General features: G+C 73.7%; 18 protein-coding genes. 9 read left to right on the plus strand and 9 right to left on the minus strand.

The features are described 5' to 3' along the window. Positions 1-10: 10 nt before the first annotated feature. Positions 11-2,155 carry an excinuclease ABC subunit UvrB gene (uvrB, locus tag ACWGIF_RS12400; RefSeq protein ID WP_453495038.1) on the minus strand — a complete coding sequence of 715 codons (2,145 nt, stop codon included), beginning with the start codon at positions 2,153-2,155 and terminating at the stop codon, positions 11-13. A 234-nt stretch (positions 2,156-2,389) separates the two neighbouring features. On the opposite strand from uvrB, the gene ACWGIF_RS12405 reads away from it, so the two are divergent. The 3 genes from ACWGIF_RS12405 to ACWGIF_RS12415 all read left to right on the plus strand — a co-directional run bounded on the left by ACWGIF_RS12405 (position 2,390) and on the right by ACWGIF_RS12415 (position 5,562). Continuing rightward, positions 2,390-3,292 (plus strand): glycerophosphodiester phosphodiesterase, encoded by a 903-nt coding sequence (locus tag ACWGIF_RS12405; RefSeq protein WP_453495041.1) that lies wholly within the window; start codon positions 2,390-2,392, stop codon positions 3,290-3,292. A 157-nt stretch (positions 3,293-3,449) separates the two neighbouring features. Then, positions 3,450-4,013, plus strand: coding sequence for a methylated-DNA--[protein]-cysteine S-methyltransferase (locus tag ACWGIF_RS12410; RefSeq protein ID WP_453495044.1), 564 nt, complete (start codon positions 3,450-3,452; stop codon positions 4,011-4,013). Between the two features lie 274 nt (positions 4,014-4,287). Further along, positions 4,288-5,562 carry an MFS transporter gene (locus ACWGIF_RS12415; RefSeq protein WP_453495233.1) on the plus strand — a complete coding sequence of 425 codons (1,275 nt, stop codon included), beginning with the start codon at positions 4,288-4,290 and terminating at the stop codon, positions 5,560-5,562. On the opposite strand, the gene ACWGIF_RS12420 is transcribed toward ACWGIF_RS12415, so the two are convergent. Further along, on the minus strand, positions 5,552-5,968 hold the full coding sequence (locus ACWGIF_RS12420; RefSeq protein ID WP_453495047.1) for a cupin domain-containing protein: 417 nt from the start codon (positions 5,966-5,968) through the stop codon (positions 5,552-5,554). The two genes, ACWGIF_RS12415 and ACWGIF_RS12420, sit on opposite strands and share 11 nt — an antisense overlap. A gap of 73 nt (positions 5,969-6,041) precedes the next feature. Next, positions 6,042-6,902, minus strand: coding sequence for a class I SAM-dependent methyltransferase (locus tag ACWGIF_RS12425; protein WP_453495050.1), 861 nt, complete (start codon positions 6,900-6,902; stop codon positions 6,042-6,044). A 20-nt stretch (positions 6,903-6,922) separates the two neighbouring features. Here ACWGIF_RS12425 and ACWGIF_RS12430 point away from each other — a divergent pair, with 20 nt between their 5' ends. Both ACWGIF_RS12430 and ACWGIF_RS12435 read left to right on the plus strand, forming a co-directional pair. Then, complete coding sequence (locus tag ACWGIF_RS12430; RefSeq protein WP_453495053.1) at positions 6,923-7,855, plus strand: pseudouridine-5'-phosphate glycosidase; 933 nt, start codon at positions 6,923-6,925, stop codon at positions 7,853-7,855. Then, positions 7,852-8,751, plus strand: coding sequence for a carbohydrate kinase family protein (locus ACWGIF_RS12435; protein WP_453495056.1), 900 nt, complete (start codon positions 7,852-7,854; stop codon positions 8,749-8,751). The genes ACWGIF_RS12430 and ACWGIF_RS12435 overlap by 4 nt, the downstream gene beginning before the upstream one ends. 292 nt (positions 8,752-9,043) lie before the next feature. Here ACWGIF_RS12435 and ACWGIF_RS12440 read toward each other — a convergent pair whose 3' ends face one another. Further along, positions 9,044-9,691, minus strand: a complete 648-nt coding sequence (locus ACWGIF_RS12440) for a uridine kinase (RefSeq protein ID WP_453495059.1) — start codon at positions 9,689-9,691, stop codon at positions 9,044-9,046. Between the two features lie 92 nt (positions 9,692-9,783). On the opposite strand from ACWGIF_RS12440, the gene ACWGIF_RS12445 reads away from it, so the two are divergent. After that, positions 9,784-11,229, plus strand: a complete 1,446-nt coding sequence (locus ACWGIF_RS12445; protein WP_453495062.1) for a WGR domain-containing protein — start codon at positions 9,784-9,786, stop codon at positions 11,227-11,229. Positions 11,230-11,254: 25 nt separating this feature from the next. On the opposite strand, the gene ACWGIF_RS12450 is transcribed toward ACWGIF_RS12445, so the two are convergent. Then, the gene (locus ACWGIF_RS12450) at positions 11,255-11,629 is read right to left on the minus strand and encodes a cupin domain-containing protein (RefSeq protein ID WP_453495065.1); all 375 of its coding nucleotides are present in this window, start codon (positions 11,627-11,629) and stop codon (positions 11,255-11,257) included. 138 nt (positions 11,630-11,767) lie between these two features. Here ACWGIF_RS12450 and ACWGIF_RS12455 point away from each other — a divergent pair, with 138 nt between their 5' ends. Beyond that, positions 11,768-12,436, plus strand: a complete 669-nt coding sequence (locus tag ACWGIF_RS12455) for a DUF2293 domain-containing protein (protein WP_453495067.1) — start codon at positions 11,768-11,770, stop codon at positions 12,434-12,436. Here the strand turns inward: ACWGIF_RS12455 and ACWGIF_RS12460 are convergent. After that, entirely contained in the window at positions 12,429-13,115 is a 687-nt protein-coding gene (locus tag ACWGIF_RS12460; RefSeq protein ID WP_453495070.1) for a chaplin, read from the minus strand. The two genes, ACWGIF_RS12455 and ACWGIF_RS12460, sit on opposite strands and share 8 nt — an antisense overlap. A gap of 159 nt (positions 13,116-13,274) precedes the next feature. On the opposite strand from ACWGIF_RS12460, the gene ACWGIF_RS12465 reads away from it, so the two are divergent. Next, entirely contained in the window at positions 13,275-13,823 is a 549-nt protein-coding gene (locus ACWGIF_RS12465; RefSeq protein ID WP_453495073.1) for a hypothetical protein, read from the plus strand. Here ACWGIF_RS12465 and ACWGIF_RS12470 read toward each other — a convergent pair. The 3 genes from ACWGIF_RS12470 to ACWGIF_RS12480 all read right to left on the minus strand — a co-directional run bounded on the left by ACWGIF_RS12470 (position 13,804) and on the right by ACWGIF_RS12480 (position 19,328). Further along, on the minus strand, positions 13,804-15,009 hold the full coding sequence (locus ACWGIF_RS12470; protein ID WP_453495075.1) for an SWIM zinc finger family protein: 1,206 nt from the start codon (positions 15,007-15,009) through the stop codon (positions 13,804-13,806). The two genes, ACWGIF_RS12465 and ACWGIF_RS12470, sit on opposite strands and share 20 nt — an antisense overlap. Then, on the minus strand, positions 15,006-17,879 hold the full coding sequence (locus ACWGIF_RS12475; protein WP_453495078.1) for an SNF2-related protein: 2,874 nt from the start codon (positions 17,877-17,879) through the stop codon (positions 15,006-15,008). Before ACWGIF_RS12475 ends, ACWGIF_RS12470 begins: the two co-directional genes overlap by 4 nt. Positions 17,880-17,975: 96 nt before the next feature. Continuing rightward, the gene (locus ACWGIF_RS12480) at positions 17,976-19,328 is read right to left on the minus strand and encodes a helix-turn-helix domain-containing protein (RefSeq protein WP_453495081.1); all 1,353 of its coding nucleotides are present in this window, start codon (positions 19,326-19,328) and stop codon (positions 17,976-17,978) included. A 182-nt stretch (positions 19,329-19,510) separates the two neighbouring features. On the opposite strand from ACWGIF_RS12480, the gene ACWGIF_RS12485 reads away from it, so the two are divergent. Next, positions 19,511-20,128 (plus strand): hypothetical protein, encoded by a 618-nt coding sequence (locus ACWGIF_RS12485; RefSeq protein ID WP_453495084.1) that lies wholly within the window; start codon positions 19,511-19,513, stop codon positions 20,126-20,128. The last annotated feature ends 6 nt before the right edge of the window (positions 20,129-20,134 follow it).

The following is a 20,134-nucleotide window of genomic DNA, read 5'->3' on the forward strand; positions in this document are numbered from 1 at the left end:
AGGCTTCGAGTCAGGCGAGGCCCGCTTCCTTCATCTGCCGCAACTCCTTCTTCAGCTCGCCCACCTCGTCCCGGATCCGGGCCGCGACCTCGAACTGGAGCTCCGCGGCCGCCCCGCGCATACGCTCGGTCATCTGCTCGATGAGCGCGGCCAGTTCGGCGGCGGGCCGGTCGGTGAGCACCTCGGCCGCCTTGGCGCCCTTCGCACCCTTGGCCGCCTTGGCCCCGACCGCCTTGGCCCCCAGCACGGGCACCGGCGCCTTGACGGCCTTGCCGTCCTTCGTCTGCCGGTAGCCGGTGCCGAGGAGCTGCTCGGTGTCCAGCTCCTCGCGGGCGATGGTGGCCACGATGTCGTTGATCTTCTTGCGCAGCGGCTGCGGGTCGATCCCGTTCGCGGTGTTGTAGGCGACCTGCTTCTCCCGGCGCCGGTTGGTCTCGTCGATCGCCTGGGCCATCGCCGGCGTGATGCTGTCGGCGTACATGTGCACCTGGCCCGAGACGTTGCGCGCCGCGCGGCCGATGGTCTGGATGAGCGAGGTCCCGGAGCGCAGGAAGCCCTGCTTGTCGGCGTCGAGGATCGCCACCAGGGACACCTCGGGCAGGTCGAGGCCCTCGCGCAGCAGGTTGATGCCGACCAGGACGTCGTACTCGCCGGACCGCAGCTCGCGCAGCAGCTCGATGCGGCGCAGGGTGTCCACGTCGCTGTGCAGGTAGCGGACCTGGATGCCGAGCTCCAGGAAGTAGTCCGTGAGGTCCTCGGCCATCTTCTTGGTGAGGGTGGTGACCAGGACCCGCTCGTCCTTCTCCACCCGCTGCCGGATCTCGTGGACCAGGTCGTCGATCTGCCCCTCGGTGGGCTTGACCACGACCTCGGGGTCGATGAGACCGGTGGGGCGGATGATCTGCTCGACGAAGCCGTCGCCGCGCGAGAGCTCGTACTTTCCGGGGGTCGCCGACAGGTAGACCGTCTGGCCGATGCGCTCCTGGAACTCCTCCCACTTCAGCGGCCGGTTGTCGAGGGCCGACGGCAGCCGGAAGCCGTGGTCGACGAGGGTCCGCTTGCGGGAGGCGTCGCCCTCGTACATGGCGCCGATCTGCGGCACGGTGACGTGCGACTCGTCGATGACCAGGAGGAAGTCCTCCGGGAAGTAGTCGATGAGGGTGTTGGGCGCGGAGCCCCGCTCGCGGTCGTCCATGTGCAGCGAGTAGTTCTCGATGCCGGAGCAGGATCCGATCTGCCGCATCATCTCCAGGTCGTACGTGGTGCGCATCCGCAGGCGCTGCGCCTCCAGCATCTTGCCCTGCTTCTCCAGCTCGGCGAGGCGCTCGGTCAGCTCGGCCTCGATGCCGGCGATCGCCTTCTCCATGCGCTCGGGGCCGGCGACATAGTGGCTGGCGGGGAAGACGTACAGCTCGCGGTCCTCGCTGATGACCTCGCCGGTCAGCGGGTGAAGGGTGGAGAGGGCCTCGATCTCGTCGCCGAACATCTCGATGCGGACGGCCAGTTCCTCGTACACCGGGAAGATCTCGATGGTGTCGCCGCGCACGCGGAAGGTGCCGCGGGTGAACGCCACGTCGTTGCGGGTGTACTGGATGTCCACGAAGCGGCGCAGCAGCTGGTCCCGGTCGGTCTCCTCGCCCACCTTGAGGGAGACCATCCGGTCGACGTACTCCTGCGGGGTACCGAGGCCGTAGATGCAGGACACGGAGGCGACGACGATCACGTCCCGCCGGGTCAGCAGCGAGTTCGTCGCGGAGTGGCGCAGCCGCTCCACCTCCTCGTTGATCGAGGAGTCCTTCTCGATGTACGTGTCCGACTGCGGAACGTAGGCCTCGGGCTGGTAGTAGTCGTAGTACGAGACGAAGTACTCGACGGCGTTGTTCGGCAGGAGCTCGCGGAACTCGTTCGCCAGCTGGGCGGCGAGGGTCTTGTTCGGCGCCATGACCAGGGTGGGGCGCTGAAGCTTCTCGATCATCCAGGCGGTGGTCGCCGACTTGCCGGTGCCGGTCGCACCCAGCAGGACGACATCCTTCTCACCTGCGCGGATGCGCTTCTCCAGCTCGGCGATGGCCGTCGGCTGGTCGCCGCTGGGCTGGTAGGAGCTGACGACCTCGAAAGGCGCCACCGTGCGTTCGATCTTCGATACGGGCCGCATGAGTCCACCGTACGACCCCCCACTGACACTCACGCACCGCGCGGCTCCCCGGAGCGCTCAGGGGGTTTCCGCCCGGCCCGGACCGCTGTCATTCGTTCTGGTCCGTTTGTCGTAGTTCGGTGGCGGCTCGGTGATCTTCAACCCCATGATCGCCGTGAAGTGCATCGCCACAACGTCTGCCGCTCCGGATCCGTCTGACGCAGGCACAGGGCTCACGACCCGAGGAGAACGCACATGTACGTCCGACCCGCCGCCGCGGCCGCCGCCGCATTCCTGGGCCTCACACTCACCCTGCTGGGCGGAACGGCCTCGTACGCCGCCACCGGCCCGGGATCCGCCAACGGATCGGCGGCGCTGGGGGGCCCCGTCGTGTACGCCCACCGGGGGGCTTCGGCGTACGCCCCGGAGAACACCCTCGAGGCCGTGGACCTGGCGATGCAGCTGGGCTTCGACTGGGTCGAGAACGACGTGCAGCGCACCAAGGACGGCGAGCTGGTGGTGATCCACGACGACACCCTGGCCCGGACCACCGACGTCGAGCAGCTCTTCCCCGACCGCAAGCCCTGGAAGGTGCAGGACTTCACGGCGGCCGAGATCGCCCGGCTGGACGCGGGCCGCTGGTTCGCCGAGGAGTACGCGGGCGCCTCCGTGCCGACCCTGCGGGAGTACCTCGACCGGGTAAGGCGCAACCATCAGCGGCTGCTGTTGGAGATCAAGAAGCCGGAGCTCTACCCCGGGATCGAGGAGCAGACCCTGAGGGTGCTGGGCGAGGCGGGCTGGCTCGACGAGCGCCGCGTATCGCAGCGCCTGGTGGTGCAGAGCTTCAGCGCCGACTGCGTGCGCATCGTGCACAAGCTGCGCCCTGACCTGGTGACGGCCTTCCTGGGTACCCCGCCCGTGGCGGAACTGCCGCGGTACGCGGAGTTCACCGACCGGATCAACCCGTGGCACACCACGATCTCGGCCGACTGGGTCGCGGCGGTGCACGGCCTGCGCGGCGCCCACGGCAGGGCCATGGAGGTGGACACCTGGATCGTGGACGACGCGGCGACCGCCCGGAAGGTGCAGGCCATGGGGGTGGACGGGATCATCACCAACGCCCCGGACGTGGTCCGGGAGGCGGTCGGCGGGTTCTGAGCCGGCTGCGGGCGCGCCGTCGGTCGTCGGTGCGGTCGGTGCGGTCGGTGCGGTCGGTGCGTTCGGTGCGGTCGGCAGCGTCCGTGCCGTCGGCGTGATCGGCGTGATCCGCGTGATCGGCTGCGGCGTTGTCAGGGGGGAGCCGTACGGTGGAGGCGTGGACAGCACCGAGCGGCCCCGCGGGCCGCACCTCGAATGGACGGTCGTCGCCAGCGACATCGGCCCCCTGCTCCTGGCCGCGACCCCGGACGGTCTGGTCCGGGTCGAGTTCCATGCCGAGCCGGACCGGGTCGACCGGATGATCGGCCCGCTCGTCTCCCGGCTCGGCGCCGACGCCCGCCGTCCCGCGCCGGGCGAGGAGATGCTGCTCGCCGAGCCGATACGGCAGCTCGCCGCCTACTTCGCCGGTTCGCTGCGGCGCTTCGAGCTGCCGCTGGACTGGCGCCTCAGCTCCGGTTTCAACCGCCAGGTGCTCCAGGAGCTCGACCGTTCCGTGCCCTACGGCTCGGTCGTCGGCTATGGGGAGCTGGCCGCCCGGGCCGGACAGCCCGGCGCCGCCCAGGCCGTGGGCAACGCCATGGGCTCGAACCCGCTGCCGTTGGTGGTGGCCTGCCACCGGGTCGTGGAGAACGACGGGGGCATCGGGGGATTCGGCGGCGGCGTGGAGACGAAACGGCTGCTGCTCGCGCTGGAGGGCGTGCTTCCGCAGCCGCTGTTCTGAACGTCCGGTGCCATGGTCTGAAGGGGCCGGTGCCGCAGTTCTGAACGGCACCCTGACCTGCGGCCCGGACCGGGGACACCGTCACCCTCCACCGGGCGCTAAGTCACCTTCCGCCGGGCAGTAAGGGGTGGCACACTGCGGCGGTGACTACTGCTGCCGCACCCGGCCCCACCGCGTCCAACGCGCCCCGCGTCACCCCCTCGCGCAAGCGGGGTACGGCGTGACCGCCTCGCCCGGCACCGACCGGCCGGCTCCGCCGCTCGGCCTTCCGGATGTGGCCCGGCTGCAGCGGCGCACCTCCTGGGTCCTCATCGCCGGCCAGGTCCTCGGCGGCCTCGGCGTGCCCATCAGCATCGCGCTGGCCCCCGTGCTCGCCACCGAGGTCAGTGGCACCGAGGCGATGTCCGGCCTCGCCTCCACCGCCTCGGTGATCGGCACCGCCGTGGTCTCGCTGCCGCTCGCCGCCCTGATGACCGCGCGCGGCCGCCGCCCCGGGCTGGTCCTGGCGTACGCGATCGGCGCCGCCGGAGCGGGCCTCGTCGTGCTCGCGGCCACGATCGGGAACTTCCCGCTGCTGCTGCTCGGCATGGCCGCGTTCGGCGCCGCCTCCTCCGCCAACCTGCAGGCCAGGTTCGCCGCCGCGGACCTCGCGGCCCCGGACCGCCGGGCCAGGGCGATCTCCGTCGTCGTGTGGGCGTCCACCATCGGCGCGGTGCTCGGCCCCAACCTGTCCGCCCCGGCCAGCCGCAGCTTCGCCGGGACCGCGATACCCGAGACGGCGGGCCCCTTCGTGTGGGCCGCCGTCGTCTTCCTGCTCACCGGCACGCTGATCGGCGTACTCCTGCGCCCGGACCCACTGCTGACGGCCCGCTCGCTCGCCGCGCCCGAGGAGCAGACGCGCGAGGGCCGCTCGCTGCGCGCCGGATTCGCCGCCGTCAAGTCCTCGCCGCGGGCTCGGCTGGCCCTGGTCACCGTCGCCGTGTCCCACACCACCATGGTCTCGATCATGGTCATGACCCCGATGGACCTGGATCACCACGGGGCCGGCCTGGAGCTCATCGGGCTGGTGATCAGCGGTCACATCGCGGGCATGTTCGCCTTCTCGCCCGTGATGGGGTGGCTCGCCGACCGGCTCGGACGGCTGTCCGTGATCGGCCTGGCCGCCGGACTCCTGTCGGTCGCCGCGCTGCTCGCGGGGACGGCCGGGCCCAGCCACGGGCAGAGCGCGCTCGGCCTCTTCCTGCTCGGCCTCGGCTGGTCCGCCGGGATGGTCTCCGGCTCGGCGCTGCTGACCGACTCGGTGCCGCAACCCGCGAGGGCCGCCGTACAGGGCCTGAGCGACCTCACGATGAACACGGCCGCGGGTGTGGGCGGCGCGGCCGCCGGCCTGATCATGGCTCAGGCGGGCTACGGCTGGCTGAACGCCGTCGGCGCCGCGCTGCTGCTGCCGATGGCGGCGCTGGCTCTGTTCACGGCGCGCCGCCATCCCGCGCCCGCCGTGGCCGCCGCCCCTGTCACCGCGCCTGCCGCGAAGGGCGTCAGTAACTGATGTGGTAGGCCTTGCGCAGCGTCTCGTGCACGGTCCAGGTCGTCCTGTCGCCTTCCCGGAGCACGCACGCCGAGCCGGGCCCCAGCTCCAGGCTCGCGCCGCCCTCGACCTCGACGGTGGCGCGGCCGCTGACCACCACGAACAGCTCGTCGGCCTCGGTGTCGGTGACCACGCCGGGGGTGATCTGCCAGATCCCGCGCACCTGCCTGCCGTCCGCCGACTCCCAGAGCACCTTGCCCGTCACGACGGGATCGCCGGAGACGACCTGCTCGGGGTCGAGGTGCTCGGCCTCCAGTTCGACGTCCGCGACGGAGACGGAGAAGGAGGCGGGGGTGGAGGCGGGGGTGGAGGCGGCGGGGGCGGCGGGGACGGCGGCGGGGACGACGGAGTGATCGCTGGTGCTCATGGCGCGCCAGCCTAGTGCGGCCCGCCCGCGCGCCGCGGTGACCACAGCGTCCAGGAACGGCCCGGCGGACGAGTCACCCTGTCCACCCGCCCGGCGCCCTGACCGGGCCGGGCGCCGGGCGCCGGGCGGCGAGCAGCGGCTGGTGGAATCCGGTGTCGGCCGGCGCGTGCCACAGCGGGTCGGCGAAGCCGGCCTGCCGGGCGTACTGCGCCGTCTCCTCCTCCGGCAGCGCCCAGTACGTCGCGGTCGACGTCCGCGTGGTCCAGGTGTCGCCGCTCGGCAGGAGCTGAAAGAGCTCCAGGTCGTACCGCTCCCCGTCGGGGTGCCAGTGCCACAGCTGGAAGGTGACGGTCCGGCCCTCGGGCCCCGTCCGGACGTGCGGGGCCTCGCTCTGCGGCCGCACCCGGCGCAGCTCCCCGTACGCACGGGTGGAGAGCAGCAGCAGACCGCCGGGGCGCAGGACCCGCAGGGTTTCGGCCAGCGCGGCGCCCACGTCCCGGGCGGTCAGCAGGTGCGGAAGGGCGTTGTCGGCGCAGACCACGGCGTCGAAGGAGGCGTCCGCGAACGCCAGGGCCCTCATGTCGGCGGCGACGGCGGGCAGGGCGAGCCCCCGGCCGGCGGCCTCGCGCGCGGCGCGGGTTGCGCAGACGGGACTGAGGTCGCTCCCGGTGACCCGGTGGCCGAGCAGGGCGAGGCCCAGCGCCTGGGTGCCGATGCCGCAGGCGCTGTCGAGCACCGCGTGGGGTCCCGGACCCAGTGCGACGGTGAGCAGAGCGTCCAGGGCCCGGCCCTGACGGGCGATGCTCGCGTCCCAGTCGGCGTACACGAGGTCGTAGCGCTCGGCCGGCTCGTCTGAAACTCCGCGCGTCCATGAAGGGACGCTACTCGGACAGGTTGGGGCGGGTGCGGCGGGAGTGAGTTTGGGGCCGTCCATCCCGTGCCATGGATGGGGACATGTCACAGCACACACCATCTGAGGTCCCGGTCCTGTCGGACGAGGTACGCACGGCACTCGCCCGGGGCAGGCCCGTGGTGGCCCTGGAGTCGACGATCATCACGCACGGCCTGCCCCGCCCCCGCAATCTGGAGGTGGGCCTGGAGCTGGAGGATCTGGTCCGCGCCGAGGGTGCGGTTCCGGCGACGATCGCGGTCGTGGACGGGGTGGCGTACGCGGGCCTGGACAAGGCGCAGCTGGAGCGGATCGCGGGCGGCGACGGCGTGCGCAAGCTCGGCCACCGGGATCTGGCGCCCGCGCTGGCGACGGGGGCCACCGGGGCGACGACGGTGTCCGCGACGGCCTTCCTGGCCGCCCGGGCGGGCCTGCGCGTCTTCGCCACGGGCGGGCTGGGCGGCGTACACCGGGAGTGGGCGCAGACGCAGGACGAGTCGGCGGACCTCTCGCTGCTGGCGCGGACGCGGATCACCGTGGTGTGCGCGGGGGTGAAGTCGATCCTGGACGTGCCGGCCACGCTGCAGCGGCTGGAGACGCTGGGGGTGGGGGTGCTCGGATACGGAACCGGGCGATTCCCCGGGTTCTACCTGGCCGATTCCGGTGAGCCGGTGGACTGGACCGTGCACCGCCCCGAGGAGGTGGCGGCGGTGATGGCCGCTCAGGACGCGCTGGGCGGCCCGGACTCGGCGCTGCTGGTGGCCAATCCGGTCGCGCCGGGGCAGCAGCTGGATCCGGACCTGCACGACAGGGTGCTGGCCGAGGCGCTCGACGCATGCCGCGAGCGGGGTATCACGGGGCAGGCGGTGACGCCGTTCCTGCTGGGGTTCCTGGTACAGGCGACGGGCGGGGCCTCGCTGGAGGCGAACCTGGCGGCGGTACGCGGCAACGTGCGTCTCGGAGCCCGCATCGCGGGGGCCTGGGCGGCGCGCGCATGACCGCGGCGGGGGCGCTGCTCGTCGTCGGGGACGTGGTGACGGACGTGGTGGCGATACACCCGGAGCCCCTCGCTCCGGCCACGGACACCGCCGCCCGCATCCGGACCCTGCCGGGCGGCGCCGGGGCCAATGCGGCGTGCTGGGCGGCCCGCACGGGCACCGCGGAGGTACGCCTCCTGGCGCGGGTGGGCTCCGAATCGGCGCGGTGGCACGAACGGGCGCTGGTGGACGCGGGGGTGCGGCCGCGACTGGTGATCGACCGGGAGGAGCCGACGGGGACGGTGGTCGCGCTGGTCGGCAAGGACGCCGAACGTACCTTCCTGACGGACAGCGGAGCGTCGCTGCGGCTGTGCCCCGCCGACTGGGCTCCGTCCCTGCTGGACGGGGCGGCCCATCTCCACCTGTCGGGCTATCTGTTCTTCGCGGACTGCAGCCGGGAGCTGGCTCTGGTCGCGCTGCGGGCGGCCCGGACACGGGGCGTGCCGGTGAGCGTGGACCCCGCCTCGGCCGGGTTCCTGGTGACGCTGGGCCCGCAGCGCTTTCTCGACGCCGTGGCGGGGGCCTGCGTCCTGCTGCCCAACGAGGACGAGGCCCGGCTGCTGGCAGGACTGCCGGAGCCGGCGGCGGTGGCCCGGGCGGCTGCGGAGCTGAGCCGGCGTTTTCCGCTGGTGGTGGTGACCCTGGGGGCGGGCGGTGCGCTGGTCGCCGAACGGGGGCGGATCACCGCCGAGGTCGACGCGGAGCCGGTCGAAGCGGTGGACTCCACGGGCGCCGGCGACGCCTTCACCGGCGCCTTCCTCGCGGCCCGCCTGGACGGCGCGACCCCGACGGAAGCCACCCGCACAGGCTGCCGAGCCGCAGCCCAGGCCCTGACCCGCCCGGGCGGCCGCCCCTAACCCGCCGAGCCCGCGCGGGCCGATCCAGCCCCGCCGGCTGCACGTCCAGCCCCGTCGGCGCCACACCCAGCCCCGCCGGCGTTTGAGGCGCGGGGTCCGGGGCCGAGCCCCGATCCTTGAGCCGCGCGGGCCGATCCAGCCCCCGACCCAACCCAGCCCCGCCGGCGATTGAGGCGCGGGCCCCGGGGCCGAGCCCCATCCTTCAGCCTCGCCGGCGCTTGAGGCGCGGGGCCGGCCGGCACCCGCGGCAACGGCAGGGCCGCGACCAGCTCCCCGCAGCTTCAGCCGCCCGTCACCTCCCCCGCACACCCGTCCAGGCGGGATGCCGTGGATCGTCGGCCCGCACCACCACATCGGCGGCCGCAACCGGATCCACATCGGCCTCGTAGCGCGCGAACGCCGGCACGGTCCACCGCGCGGACTCCTCCGTCCGGCGGGACAACGCCCCCTCCGACAGCCGGATGTGGACGCTCAGGTCGAAGGGAAACCAGTGCCCCAGCAGCAACGGCCCGTGCACGAGCAGCACACCGCCGGGCGGGAGTTCGACGTACGGGCTGCGGGTCGCCCGGTCGGTCACCGGGTCCCAGAGGTCCGGCAGCACCCGCCCGCTGCCACCGGGCTCCGTCGGGCCGAACACCTCCCGCCAGAGCGCGGCCGTGTCGTACCAGCCGCCCAGGTACGCGTCCACGTCCTGGCGGCCGAACTCGAAGCGGAGCGAGGCCGGCCGCAGAAAGCCGTCGGTAGGCACCACCAGGACCGAGCGCCCGCGCAGCCTCAGCGCTTCGGCGAGCTGCCCGGCGAGCACGCCGGTGCCGGCGGCGGGCGCTCCGTCCACGCCGACGCGTTGCCAACCACCCGGCCCGGGGGCGTTGGCGGGGTCGTCGAGGTGACCGGCGAGCCGCTCGGCCATCCGCTGCCATGTGATCGCTTCCCACTGCACCGGCCCATTGTCAGTGGTGGGCCCTAACGTTTTTCACGAGGGATCACCGGCGGAACGGGCGTCGGCGGCCCTGCCTTGGGGAGGGGTTTGTCATGGCTCGGGAGACGACGTACCTGGAGCTTTCGCAGGATGACGGCGGGGCGCACAAGTTCTACGAGGTGACCGTGGACGGCACGGCCGTCTCCGTGCGGTACGGGCGCATCGGCGCGGACGGCCAGCTGACGGCTTCCTCGTTCCCCACCGCAGAGAAGGCCCGGGCGGCCGCCGCGAAGAAGATCGGGGAGAAGGGCCGCAAGGGGTACGCCCCGGCCGTGCAGGGGCAGCGCGCCGCCCGCTCGGTGACCCGCCGTCAGGTGACCTCGGCGCCGTCGACGGCCCGCGCGGTGGCTCCGGTGCTGTGGCGTTTCCGTACCGGATCCTCGGCCTTCGGAATCCATGTGGACGAGGACCGCTGCTGGGTCGGCAACCAGGCCGGTGATGTCCACACGCTGAGCCACGGCGGTGAGGTGCTGGCCCGGTATTCTCTGCCGGACGGGGTGAAGTGCCTGGTCGCGGACGAGTTCTGGATATACGCGGGCTGTGACGACGGCACGGTGTACGACCTGTCGTCGAAGGTTCCCTTCGGGGCCTACGCGATCGCGGCGGATGTGGACATCTACTGGCTCGACATCCACGAGGGTGTGCTGAACGTCTCCGACGCCGGTGGCGGCCTGACGGTCATCGACCACGAGGACGAGCACCAGTGGTCGCGCAAGTCCGGCGGAACGGGCGCCTGGATGGTCCGGGCGGACGAGCGTGCCGTTTACCACGGGCACAGCGGCGGTGTGACGGCCTACGCCGCCGACGGCACCGGGCAGTTGTGGCACACGCGGACACCCGGCGGGGTGCTGTTCGGCTGGCAGGAGGACCACGCGGTGTATGCGGGCACGGTCCGCAACACCGTGCAGCGGCTGTCGAAGGCCACCGGGGCCATAGAGGTCTCCTACGCCTGCGACGCGGCGGTGTATTCGTGTGCCACCTCGCCCGACGGGCGGCACGTCTTCGCCGCAGACTCCTCCTCCTCGGTCTACTGCTTCGACGCCGACGGGCGGCGGCTGTGGAAGCTGGGGACCGGCGGCGGATCGGCGCTGTCCATGCAGTATCTGGACGAGCGGCTGTACCTGGTCACCACCGACGGTTCGCTGGTCTGCGTGGATGCGAGCGAGCAGGCGATCGCGGCGGCCCAGCAGGGCTCGGTCCCGGCACCGGTGGACGTGAAGTCGGCGGCGGCGCTGCCGGTGTTCACCCCGGCCGCGTCGGCCTCGGCGGTGGCGACGGTCTCGATGGCCGCGGCTCCGGCCGGCGGTGTGGTGGTGGAGTGCGTCCAGCAGGGCGGCCGGATGCGGGTACAGGTGGTGTCGGGGGGCTACGAACCGTCGTGGAACGTGCAGTTCCCGCGTGGGATCCGGGAGGCGGGTGCCCGGTACGTGGTCGACGGGCTGCATGCCGCTTCGGGGGGCTTCTACCGGGTCCGCGGGGAGATACGCCGACTGGTGTGAGCAGGGCCGGCCGTCCGGGCGGGGTTCAGTGGAGGTGCTCCCCGCAGATCTCCGGGGTGACACCCGGCGGGGCGGGGGTCGGTATGGAGAAGGGGGTTCCCTCGGGGAGTTCGGGGGTCACGTGCAGCACGACCGGCTCGGTACCGAGGTTGTGGCCCAGGTGGATGTGCCGGATGCCCGCGGGTTCCACGAAGGAGGTGCCCGCCGTGTGCACTTCGACGGTGCGGTCGTGCAGGACCCGGGTGAGGGTCCCCGCCAGGACCACGGCCTCCAGCCGGACCCGGTGGAAATGCCAGCCGGTACAGCCGCCCGGCGGGATGACTATCTCCCGGCCGGACGGAACCATGACGAAGCACGCCCCGCCGCCGGGTCGCGCCGTCGTCGCCTGCCGTACACCCATGTGCCCTCCTCGGTGGACCGGCTCCCGGTCCCCCGCCCACCGTAGAAGGCTGGTGGGACATCCAGGAAGAGTCGATGAAACATCAACCTCCCCTTCCGACCAGGTGATATGAGGCCGCTCAGGCGGTATCACACCTGTATGAGCCTGGTGGTGTTCGAGTCTCTGAAGCAGATCCACTGCGCGGAGTGCCGACAGGGCCCGCTCCGGCACCTTGTGCGCGAGTCCGGTGTGCCACGCTGTCTGGACTGCGCGGATCTCGGACATCTGGTCTATCTCCCGCGCGGGGACGCCGCGCTCACCCGCCGTGCCCGCGAGGCCAGTTCTCTCTCCGCGGTCGTCGTCCGCTTCCACCGGCGCCGTCGTCGCTACGAACGCCTGGGGCTCCTCGTCGAGGACGCCGCCCTGGCCCGTGCGGAGCGCGCCTGTCTGGCGGACTCCGAGGCGCGGGCCCGCCGACGCGAGCGCGACCGGCTGCGGCGCGCGGTCGAGGACACCCGGTTCACGGCGGCCTTCGCCGCCGAGATAGTACGGCTGTTCCCCGGGTGTCCGGCCGACCGGGCCGTGGCGATCGCCACCCACGCCTCGGTGCGCGGCAGCGGCCGGGTGGGCCGCACCGCGGCCGGCCGGGCCCTCGACGCACAGGCGGTCTCCGTCGCGGTACGGGCGGCGGTGCGGCACACCGACACCGAGTACGACGCCCTGCTGATGGCGGGCGTCCCCCGGTTCGCGGCCCGCGCGCGGCTGGCCGCGCGCATCGACGCCATCCTGGACGGATGGCGTACGACGCCTTCGGGCGGGCCTAGTTGAGGCGGAAGCGGCGGTAGAGGAGAGCCCCGCCGAGCAGCAGCGCTCCGCCGCCGGGCAGCAGGTAGCCGAGGCCGTCGGCCCCGGTGTCGGCGAGGGCCTCGGTGGGGGCGAGGGCCTCGGTGTGCCGGGGCGGGGACGACGGCGCCTGCGGAGCCACGGGCTGCTCTACGACGGGCGGCTCCACAACGGGCGGCTCGACGACGGGCGGCCTGACCGGCTTGGGACCACTGGGTACCTCACCGTTGACGGACGTGTTGCCGTGGGAGGAGTTCCCGACGCCGACGACGTTCACGGCATTGCCGCTGATGTTCAGCGGAAGGTCGACCGGAAGCTGCAGCCCGTTGCCGGACAGCACCCCGGGCGAGCCCTGTACGCGTCCGTCGGCCACGGCCCCTCCGCCGCTTCGGGCTCCCGGCGTCGACGAATCCGAGGCCTTCTGTCCGGCATGTCCGCCGCCGCCCCCCGGCGCGTCGTTGACACAGCGGTTGCCGGCGGCGGGGTTGAGCACACCGATCACGCTCACGGTGTTCCCGCACGCGTTCACCGGGACGTTCACGGGCAGCTGCACCAGATTGCCGGACAGCAGCCCCGGCGAGCGCTCGGCCCGGCCACCCGCGTCCGCGTCGGCGTGGGCGAGGCCGCTCACGCCCGCGACCGCCAGTCCACCACCCGCAACCACCGCCGCAATCAAGCCATTCCGACGACTGTGACGCATCAGTTCCCTGCCTTCCGGGGATTTCGCGGGCGCTGCACCCGCACCGGAATAACGCCGTAAACCCATTCGGGTTATAGAGGCGGTAGGCATTTCACTCAATCGTGTACGGGGTACTGCCACTTCATGACTGAACGCCCGCTGCTCCTCCTCGACGTGGACGGCCCCCTCAATCCCTTCCGGTCCCCGTTCGCCGCTCTGCGCGGGTACCGGAGCCACCGGATGCGACCGGACGTCTGGCTCTCCTACCGCGATCCGGAGTCGCGCAGCGCCCGGCGCGGCGCACGGGTCCGCCTCCACCCGGCCCACGGCGCCCGGCTGCTGGCCCTGCCCTTCGAACTCGCCTGGGCCACCGCCTGGACGCACCAGGCCAATACGCTGATCGCCCCGCACATCGGACTGCCGGGTGACCTGTCCGTCGTCGAATGGCCCGATCTCTTCGCCGAAGACCCCGAGGGCCTTTCGTGGAAGACCCGCCACCTCCACCGCTGGGCGGACGGCCGTCCCTTCGCCTGGGTCGACGACATGATCACCCCCCGCGACCGCGCCTGGGTCGCCGCGCACCACCCGGCCCCGGCCCTCCTCCTGCGCATCCATCCGCGCCACGGCCTGCGCGACCGAGACTTCACCACATTGACCCGCTGGGCGGCCGGGCTCAGCCCAGCAGAGCCGTGACCGGATCGGGGGAGGGGTGGCCCGTGGGCCACCAGTCCTCGTCGTCCGGGCGGGATTCATAGGCGTACCAGAGGGCGTCACGGCCGAGCCGGAGCTGGCGGGTGTGGGACGTGAGGCGGTTGCGCTCGGGGCGGAAGGAACCCTGGGCGGCGGCGAGGAGCGCGGGGCGGGCCCGGTCGAAGGGGCCGGCCGGGGGGTCCCAGGGCTCTTCGAGAGCGGCCAGGGCGGGGCGGCCGCCCTGGCGCCAGGCCGCGGCGGCCCGGGCGAGGTCGGTGGTGGTGCGGCCGGTGGCGCGGGCCAGGTCCCGGTAGAGGGTGCGGGCCGTGCCCGTCAGGCCTGCCGTGGGGTGCGCGGACGCCAGCCGCACGGCGTCCTGCCAGAGGGTGAGTCCGGCGATCGGGTCCTCGCCGGTGGTGAGGAGGGCGAGGGCGCGGGCGGCCGCATCGGAGGCGAGCTGGTCGAGGGCGAGCGGGTCCGGGGCGGCCGGGCCGGCCGGGTAGGCGGGCGGCAGACCCGCGGCGGCGGGCGCGGGGAGCGGCGCCGGCAGCAGCGGCAGGACGGCGCGGGCGAGCGCCGCCCGGGCCGGGACCCCGGGGAAGTCCGGCGCCGCGTCGGGCTGTTCGCGCGCGGCGTGGGCGGCATTGCGGCGGGTGAGATCGTCGAGGAGTTCCCGCTCCCCCCGGCCGCGCAGGAGCAGCAGGACGAAGGGGTCCTCGTCGAGGAGGCGGGCCGCCCGGTAGCAGAGGGCCGCCGCGTGCTTGCACGGCGGACGCCCGAAGTCCGGGCAGGAACAGTGCGGGACGAGCTCGCCCGCGCCGGGCAGGACGTTCTGCGCGAGCGACTGCGGAACCTCCCGCTCCAGCAGGGCGGCGAGCGCCGCGGGGTCGGCCGCGACCGCTTCGAGGAGTTCGCTCCACTCCGCGTCCGCGAAGGCGGGCAGGGTCAGCTCGGTGCGGTACGGGCGGGGCCGGCTGCCCCGGACGTACGCCACGATCCGGCCGGGGGTGACGGTCACCGCGTCGACGTGTCCCTGCTCGGCGTAGGTACGGCCGCGGGCCAGGCGGGCCGTGTCGTGGGAGACCTCCTCCAGCGCCGACACCCAGGCCCGGCCCCACCAGCTCACCGCCGCGACCCCGGCGGGCACGGTCTCGAAGGTACGGCGGCGGTCGTCCCGCGCGGTGATCATGCAGGCCTCCGCAGCGAGACGAGGTCGGCCAGCTCACGGTCGGTCAGCTCGGTCAGAGCCGACTCTCCGGAGCCGAGGACGGCATCGGCCAGGGCCCGCTTCGCCTCCAGCATCTCGGCGATCCGGTCCTCGACGGTGCCCTCGGCGATGATCCGGTGGACCTGCACGGGCTGCGTCTGGCCGATCCGGTAGGCGCGGTCGGTGGCCTGTTCCTCGACGGCGGGGTTCCACCAGCGGTCGAAGTGGACGACGTGGCCGGCCCGGGTGAGGTTCAGCCCGGTGCCCGCCGCCTTCAGCGACAGCAGGAAGACCGGGACCTCTCCCGCCTGGAAGCGGTCGACGAGCTCCTCGCGGCGCGGCACGGGCGTACCACCGTGCAGCAGCTGGTGGGAGATGCCCCTGGCCGACAGGTGGCCCTCGATCAGGCGGGCCATCGTCACGTACTGCGTGAAGACCAGCACCGAGCCGCCCTCGGCCAGGATCGTGTCGAGCAGCTCGTCCAGGAGGGCGAGCTTCCCCGAGCGGTGCGCGATCCGGGGCCGCTCCTCCTTCAGGTACTGCGCCGGGTGGTTGCAGATCTGCTTCAGCGAGGCCAGCAGCTTCATGATCATGCCGCGTCTTTCGATGCCCTCGCTCGCCTCGATCACCGCCATCGCCTCGTCCACCGCGGCCTGGTAGAGCGAGGCCTGCTCCCGGGTGAGCGAGACGGGGTGGTCGGTCTCCGTCTTCGGCGGCAGTTCGGGCGCGATGCCGGGGTCGGACTTCTTGCGGCGCAGCAGGAACGGCCGTACGAGCGCGGACAGCCGGGCGACCGCCGCGTCGTTGCCGCCGTCCTCCTCCTGCTGGTGCTCCACCGGGCGCGCGTGGCGGGCCCGGAAGGCGGTGAGCGGACCCAGCAGCCCCGGCGTCGTCCAGTCGAGCAGCGCCCACAGCTCGGAGAGGTTGTTCTCCACCGGGGTACCGGTCAGCGCCACCCTGGCCGGCGCCGGAACCGTGCGCAGCGCCTTCGCGGTCGCCGAATGCGGATTCTTGACGTGCTGCGCCTCGTCGGCGACGACCATGCCCCAGCTCTGCTCGGCCAGGAGGGGGGCGCTGGCGCGCATCGTCCCGTACGTGGTGAGGACGAAGCCGCCCGCGCTGGACGTCAGGTCCTCGATGCTGCGGCCGCCGCCGTGGAAGCGGCGCACGGGCGTGCCGGGGGCGAACTTCTCGATCTCCCGCTGCCAGTTTCCCAGGAGGGACGCGGGACACACCACGAGCGTCGGCTCGGGCCGGTCCCGGTGCAGGTGCAGCGCGATCAGTGTGACGGTCTTGCCCAAACCCATGTCGTCGGCGAGGCAGCCGCCCAGGCCGAGGGAGGTCATCAGGTCCAGCCAGGCCAGCCCGCGGGCCTGGTAGTCGCGCAGGGTGGCCTTGAGTGCGGCCGGCTGCGGCAGCGGGGCCAGCTCCCCCGTCAGCCGCTCCCGCAGGGCGGCCAGTGCCCCCACCGGCACCACCTCGACGGGCCTGCCGTCGACCTCGGCCGTCCCCGACAGGGCGGTGGCCAGCGCGTCCACCGGGTCCAGCACGCCCAGCTCCCGTTTGCGCGCCTTGCGCACCAACTCCGGGTCGACCCGCACCCATTGGTCCCGCAGCCGCACGACGGGCCGGTGGGCCTGCGCCAGCGCGTCCATCTCCCCCGGAGTCAGCCGGTCGCCGCCCAGCGCCAGCTCCCAGGAGAAGGCGAAGAGGTGCTCGGCGTCGAAGAAGGCGGTCCCGTCGGTAGCCGAACCGGGCGCGGTGGACCGTACGACGGCGGTCGCGGACAGCGTACGGGCGAGCTCGCGCGGCCAGTGGACCGGGACCCCGGCGGCCGCCAGCCGGCTCGCGACCACCCCCAGCAGGTCTTCGAGCTCCGGGTCGGACAGCGCGAGGGCGTCGGGCACGGGCTGGTCCAGCAGGCGCAGCAGGGGCGGCCAGATCCGCGCGGCCCGGCGCAGCGCGAGCACGGCGTCGATCCTGGCGCGCGGGCCGAACCCCGCCGCAGCCGTACCCGCCCACAGCTGCCCGGCATCGGCGACCAGGGTCGGATCGGCCAGGCTGTGCACCTGGACGACGGCGGCCCCGGCCCGCCGGATGTCTTCGTCCTCCGCCTCGTCGAAGAGGCGGAAGGAGGAGAGGTCGAGGCGGAGCGATATCCCGACCCCGCTGTCGGAGCCGGCCGCGACCTGCGCGGCCCACTCCTGCATCCCGGGCACCCGCTGCGCTTCCCGCGCGGCGAACGGCCGCCCGGCGGCCACGGCCCCGGCCGGCGTACGGGGCAGGCCGTCGGCGACGGCGTCGAGGAACGCGCGGACCAGGGCCTCCGGTTCGGGCAGCTGAAGCGGGCGGCGGCCGGCCAGGGGGGTCGCATACCCCTCGTACGGCAGTGCGGCGGCGACCGCGCGCACATGGCCGACGTCGGCGGCGTCGAGCGGCCCGGCGCGCCATGCGTCGACGCCCTCCGGGGTGAGCCCGGGGAGCAGCCGCCCGCGGGCGGCCAGGGTCAGCGCCTGCACGGCGGCCGTGCCCCAGGCGCGGGTGGCGGCGTGCGCGCCGGGGCTGCGGGGCGCCTGCGCGAGCAGGGGCAGGGCGGAGGCGACGGAAAAGCTCACGGCGGGCACGGTCCGGCTGCGGACCCCGTCGCCGTGCGGTCGGACGACGGTGAGCTGCCCCGGCGTACCCCGGTCGGGCAGGGCGTCACCGTCGGGTGCCCAGAAGGCGACCCGCCCCTCGCGGGGCACGGCGGCGGGCAGGAAGACGGCGGCGTGGCGCAACAGCGCGGATGCCTGCGGCTGTGCGTGTGCCTGCAGCTGCGGCTGCAGCGGTGCCTGTTGCGGCTGCCGTGTCATGGTCTCCCCCTCCCGCGTCGATGTCCCTGCGGATCTGCCGGTCCGCTCTGCCGACGAGTCTAGGCGGGGCCACCGACAACGCCTCCGACCTGCGGATCAGCGGGACCAGCGGCCCAGTTCCAGCGCGTACCCGTAGACAGGTCGGCCGGTGGCGGCGCTCGTGCGCAGCGGCCGGCCGCCGCCGTCGTCGACGCGGAGGGTGCCGGAGCCGGACGGGCCGGTCCAGCGGAGGTCGAGGAACCAGTCGCAGTCGCAGCCCGTGGTGACCGCCTCCACCCGCAGGACGACCGGCTCGGCCGCCGAGACGCGCAGCGGGAACGCGGGGGCCGGCAGCGTACGTCCGGCGTCGTTCCCGGCGACGGGGCGGGCCAGCGGGCGCGGCGCGTCCAGATTGACGGCGAACACGGCCGGGGTGAGCCCCCCGCCGCAGCCCTGCGACATCTGGTAGACGTTCCAGGCCGGCGGGGTGCGGCGCGCGGCCACGCGCACCTCCAGGTCCTCCAGGACCACGACGCCCCCGCCCGTGCCGTGCAGGGTGACCTCCACGATCTGGGTTCCGGCGTGCACGGCGCGCTGGGCCGACGCCCAGGCGGGCGCGTCCGCCTCCACGGGCGGCGGGGCCACGGAGCCGGGGCCCCGCTCGGCCAGGTAGGCGTGATCGCAGCCGGCGGCCCACACGTGCGTCCGTACCGCCGCCTTCAGGGGCGCCACCGCAGTGGCATGCGGAGCGGAAGGCGTGGCCGGGACCGGCGGTGAGGCGGAGGGCGGGACGGGCCCCGGACCGGATCCGCCGTCCGGCGCCGTCGGCTGCGGCGCACCCGTAACCGCCGGTACCGGGGGAGGGACCGGTGCGGATCCCGGTGCCGCGGGCGCCGTCGAGCCCGCACCGGCACCCGCTCCGGCGCGCGGCGCACGGGACTCGGGGCCGGCCGCAGCCAGGAGCGCCACGGCGACCGCGCCCGCCGTCAGCCCCGCGGCGGCGACCACGACCGCACGCCGCCGGTACCGGGGCCCGCTCGGCATCGGGCCCGAGCCCGGCGCCGGCACCCCGGCAGCGGCCGGCGCCTCCTCCGGCGTCTGCGCCTGCGCCACGACGACGACCGGCTCCGAGTCCGACACCGACATCGGCAGGGGCACGGGCACCGGTGCCGCCGTCGGCACCGGTGCCGGCACCGGCACCGGCACCGGCACCGGCTCACCCCCCGCCCGCCGCCGCGCATCCGCCAGCAGCCACGCCCGGTGAAGGTCCACCGCCTCCCCCGGCGACGCCCCACAGGCCCGCGCGAAGCGGTCCACCGCCGCGAACTCCGCCGGCAGCGCATCCCCCTTGCAGTACCGGTGCAGCGTCGACGTGCTCGTGTGCAGCCGACGCGCCAGCGTGCCGTAACTCAGCCCGGCACGTTCCTTCAGTTCCCGCATCAGCCGTGCGAAATTCTCGGCCTCGCTCACGGCGTCCCCCGTCCCGCGTTCCGTGACTGCGTTCCATGCATGAGGTGTTCCCCCAGGTGACAGCGCATACGGCCGTTCCAGTGTCCCGGATTCGCCGCAGTCCGTGGCCCGCCGCACCGTCCCGGGAACAGGCTGAACAGGCTCGTCAGGCACACCACAGCAAGCAACGGGGAGAACCGACCATGTTCCGACGCTCCGACACCGCCGCCACCCTCGCCACCGCCCTCGTCGCGGCGGCCACCGCCCTCGTCCTCACGACCTCGACCTCCGCCGCGGCCGCCAGCGCGCCCGGCTTCCTGAGCGGCACCGACCTTCCGCCGCATCCCACCTCGCCCTGGTACGCCGGCGCGGTCACCAAGGGGCTGCCCGAGTTCGCGCCGTTCTGCCTGGAGGGCGCGCTTCCGGCGACGGGCGGCTGGCACCGCGAATTCGGCACCGAGTTCGACACCGGCGCCGTGCAGATCTCCGTACGGTCCGCCTCTCCCTCCGCGGCCGCCAAGCTCGTCGGCACCCTGGAGCGCAGGGTCGCGGCCTGCGCCGCCGACTGGCTGCGGACGACCCCGGGCGGTACGGCTTCCTGGCAGGACTACGGGACACTCCCCGTCGAGGAGGGAGCGCACGTCTACGGGGTCCACACCTCGATGCCCGACTCGGAGCCCGGCGTGCACCTCTTCGGAATCGGACGCGACGGCTCCACCGTGACCGTCGTGAAGTGGGGCCAGATGGGCGACCTGTCCCAGGCTCCGGTCGCCGGCTTCAAGCAGACGACCACGACGGCCGTGAACAAGCTCAACCTGTAGCCCCCG

Source organism: Streptomyces sp. NPDC054849 (assembly GCF_053610945.1).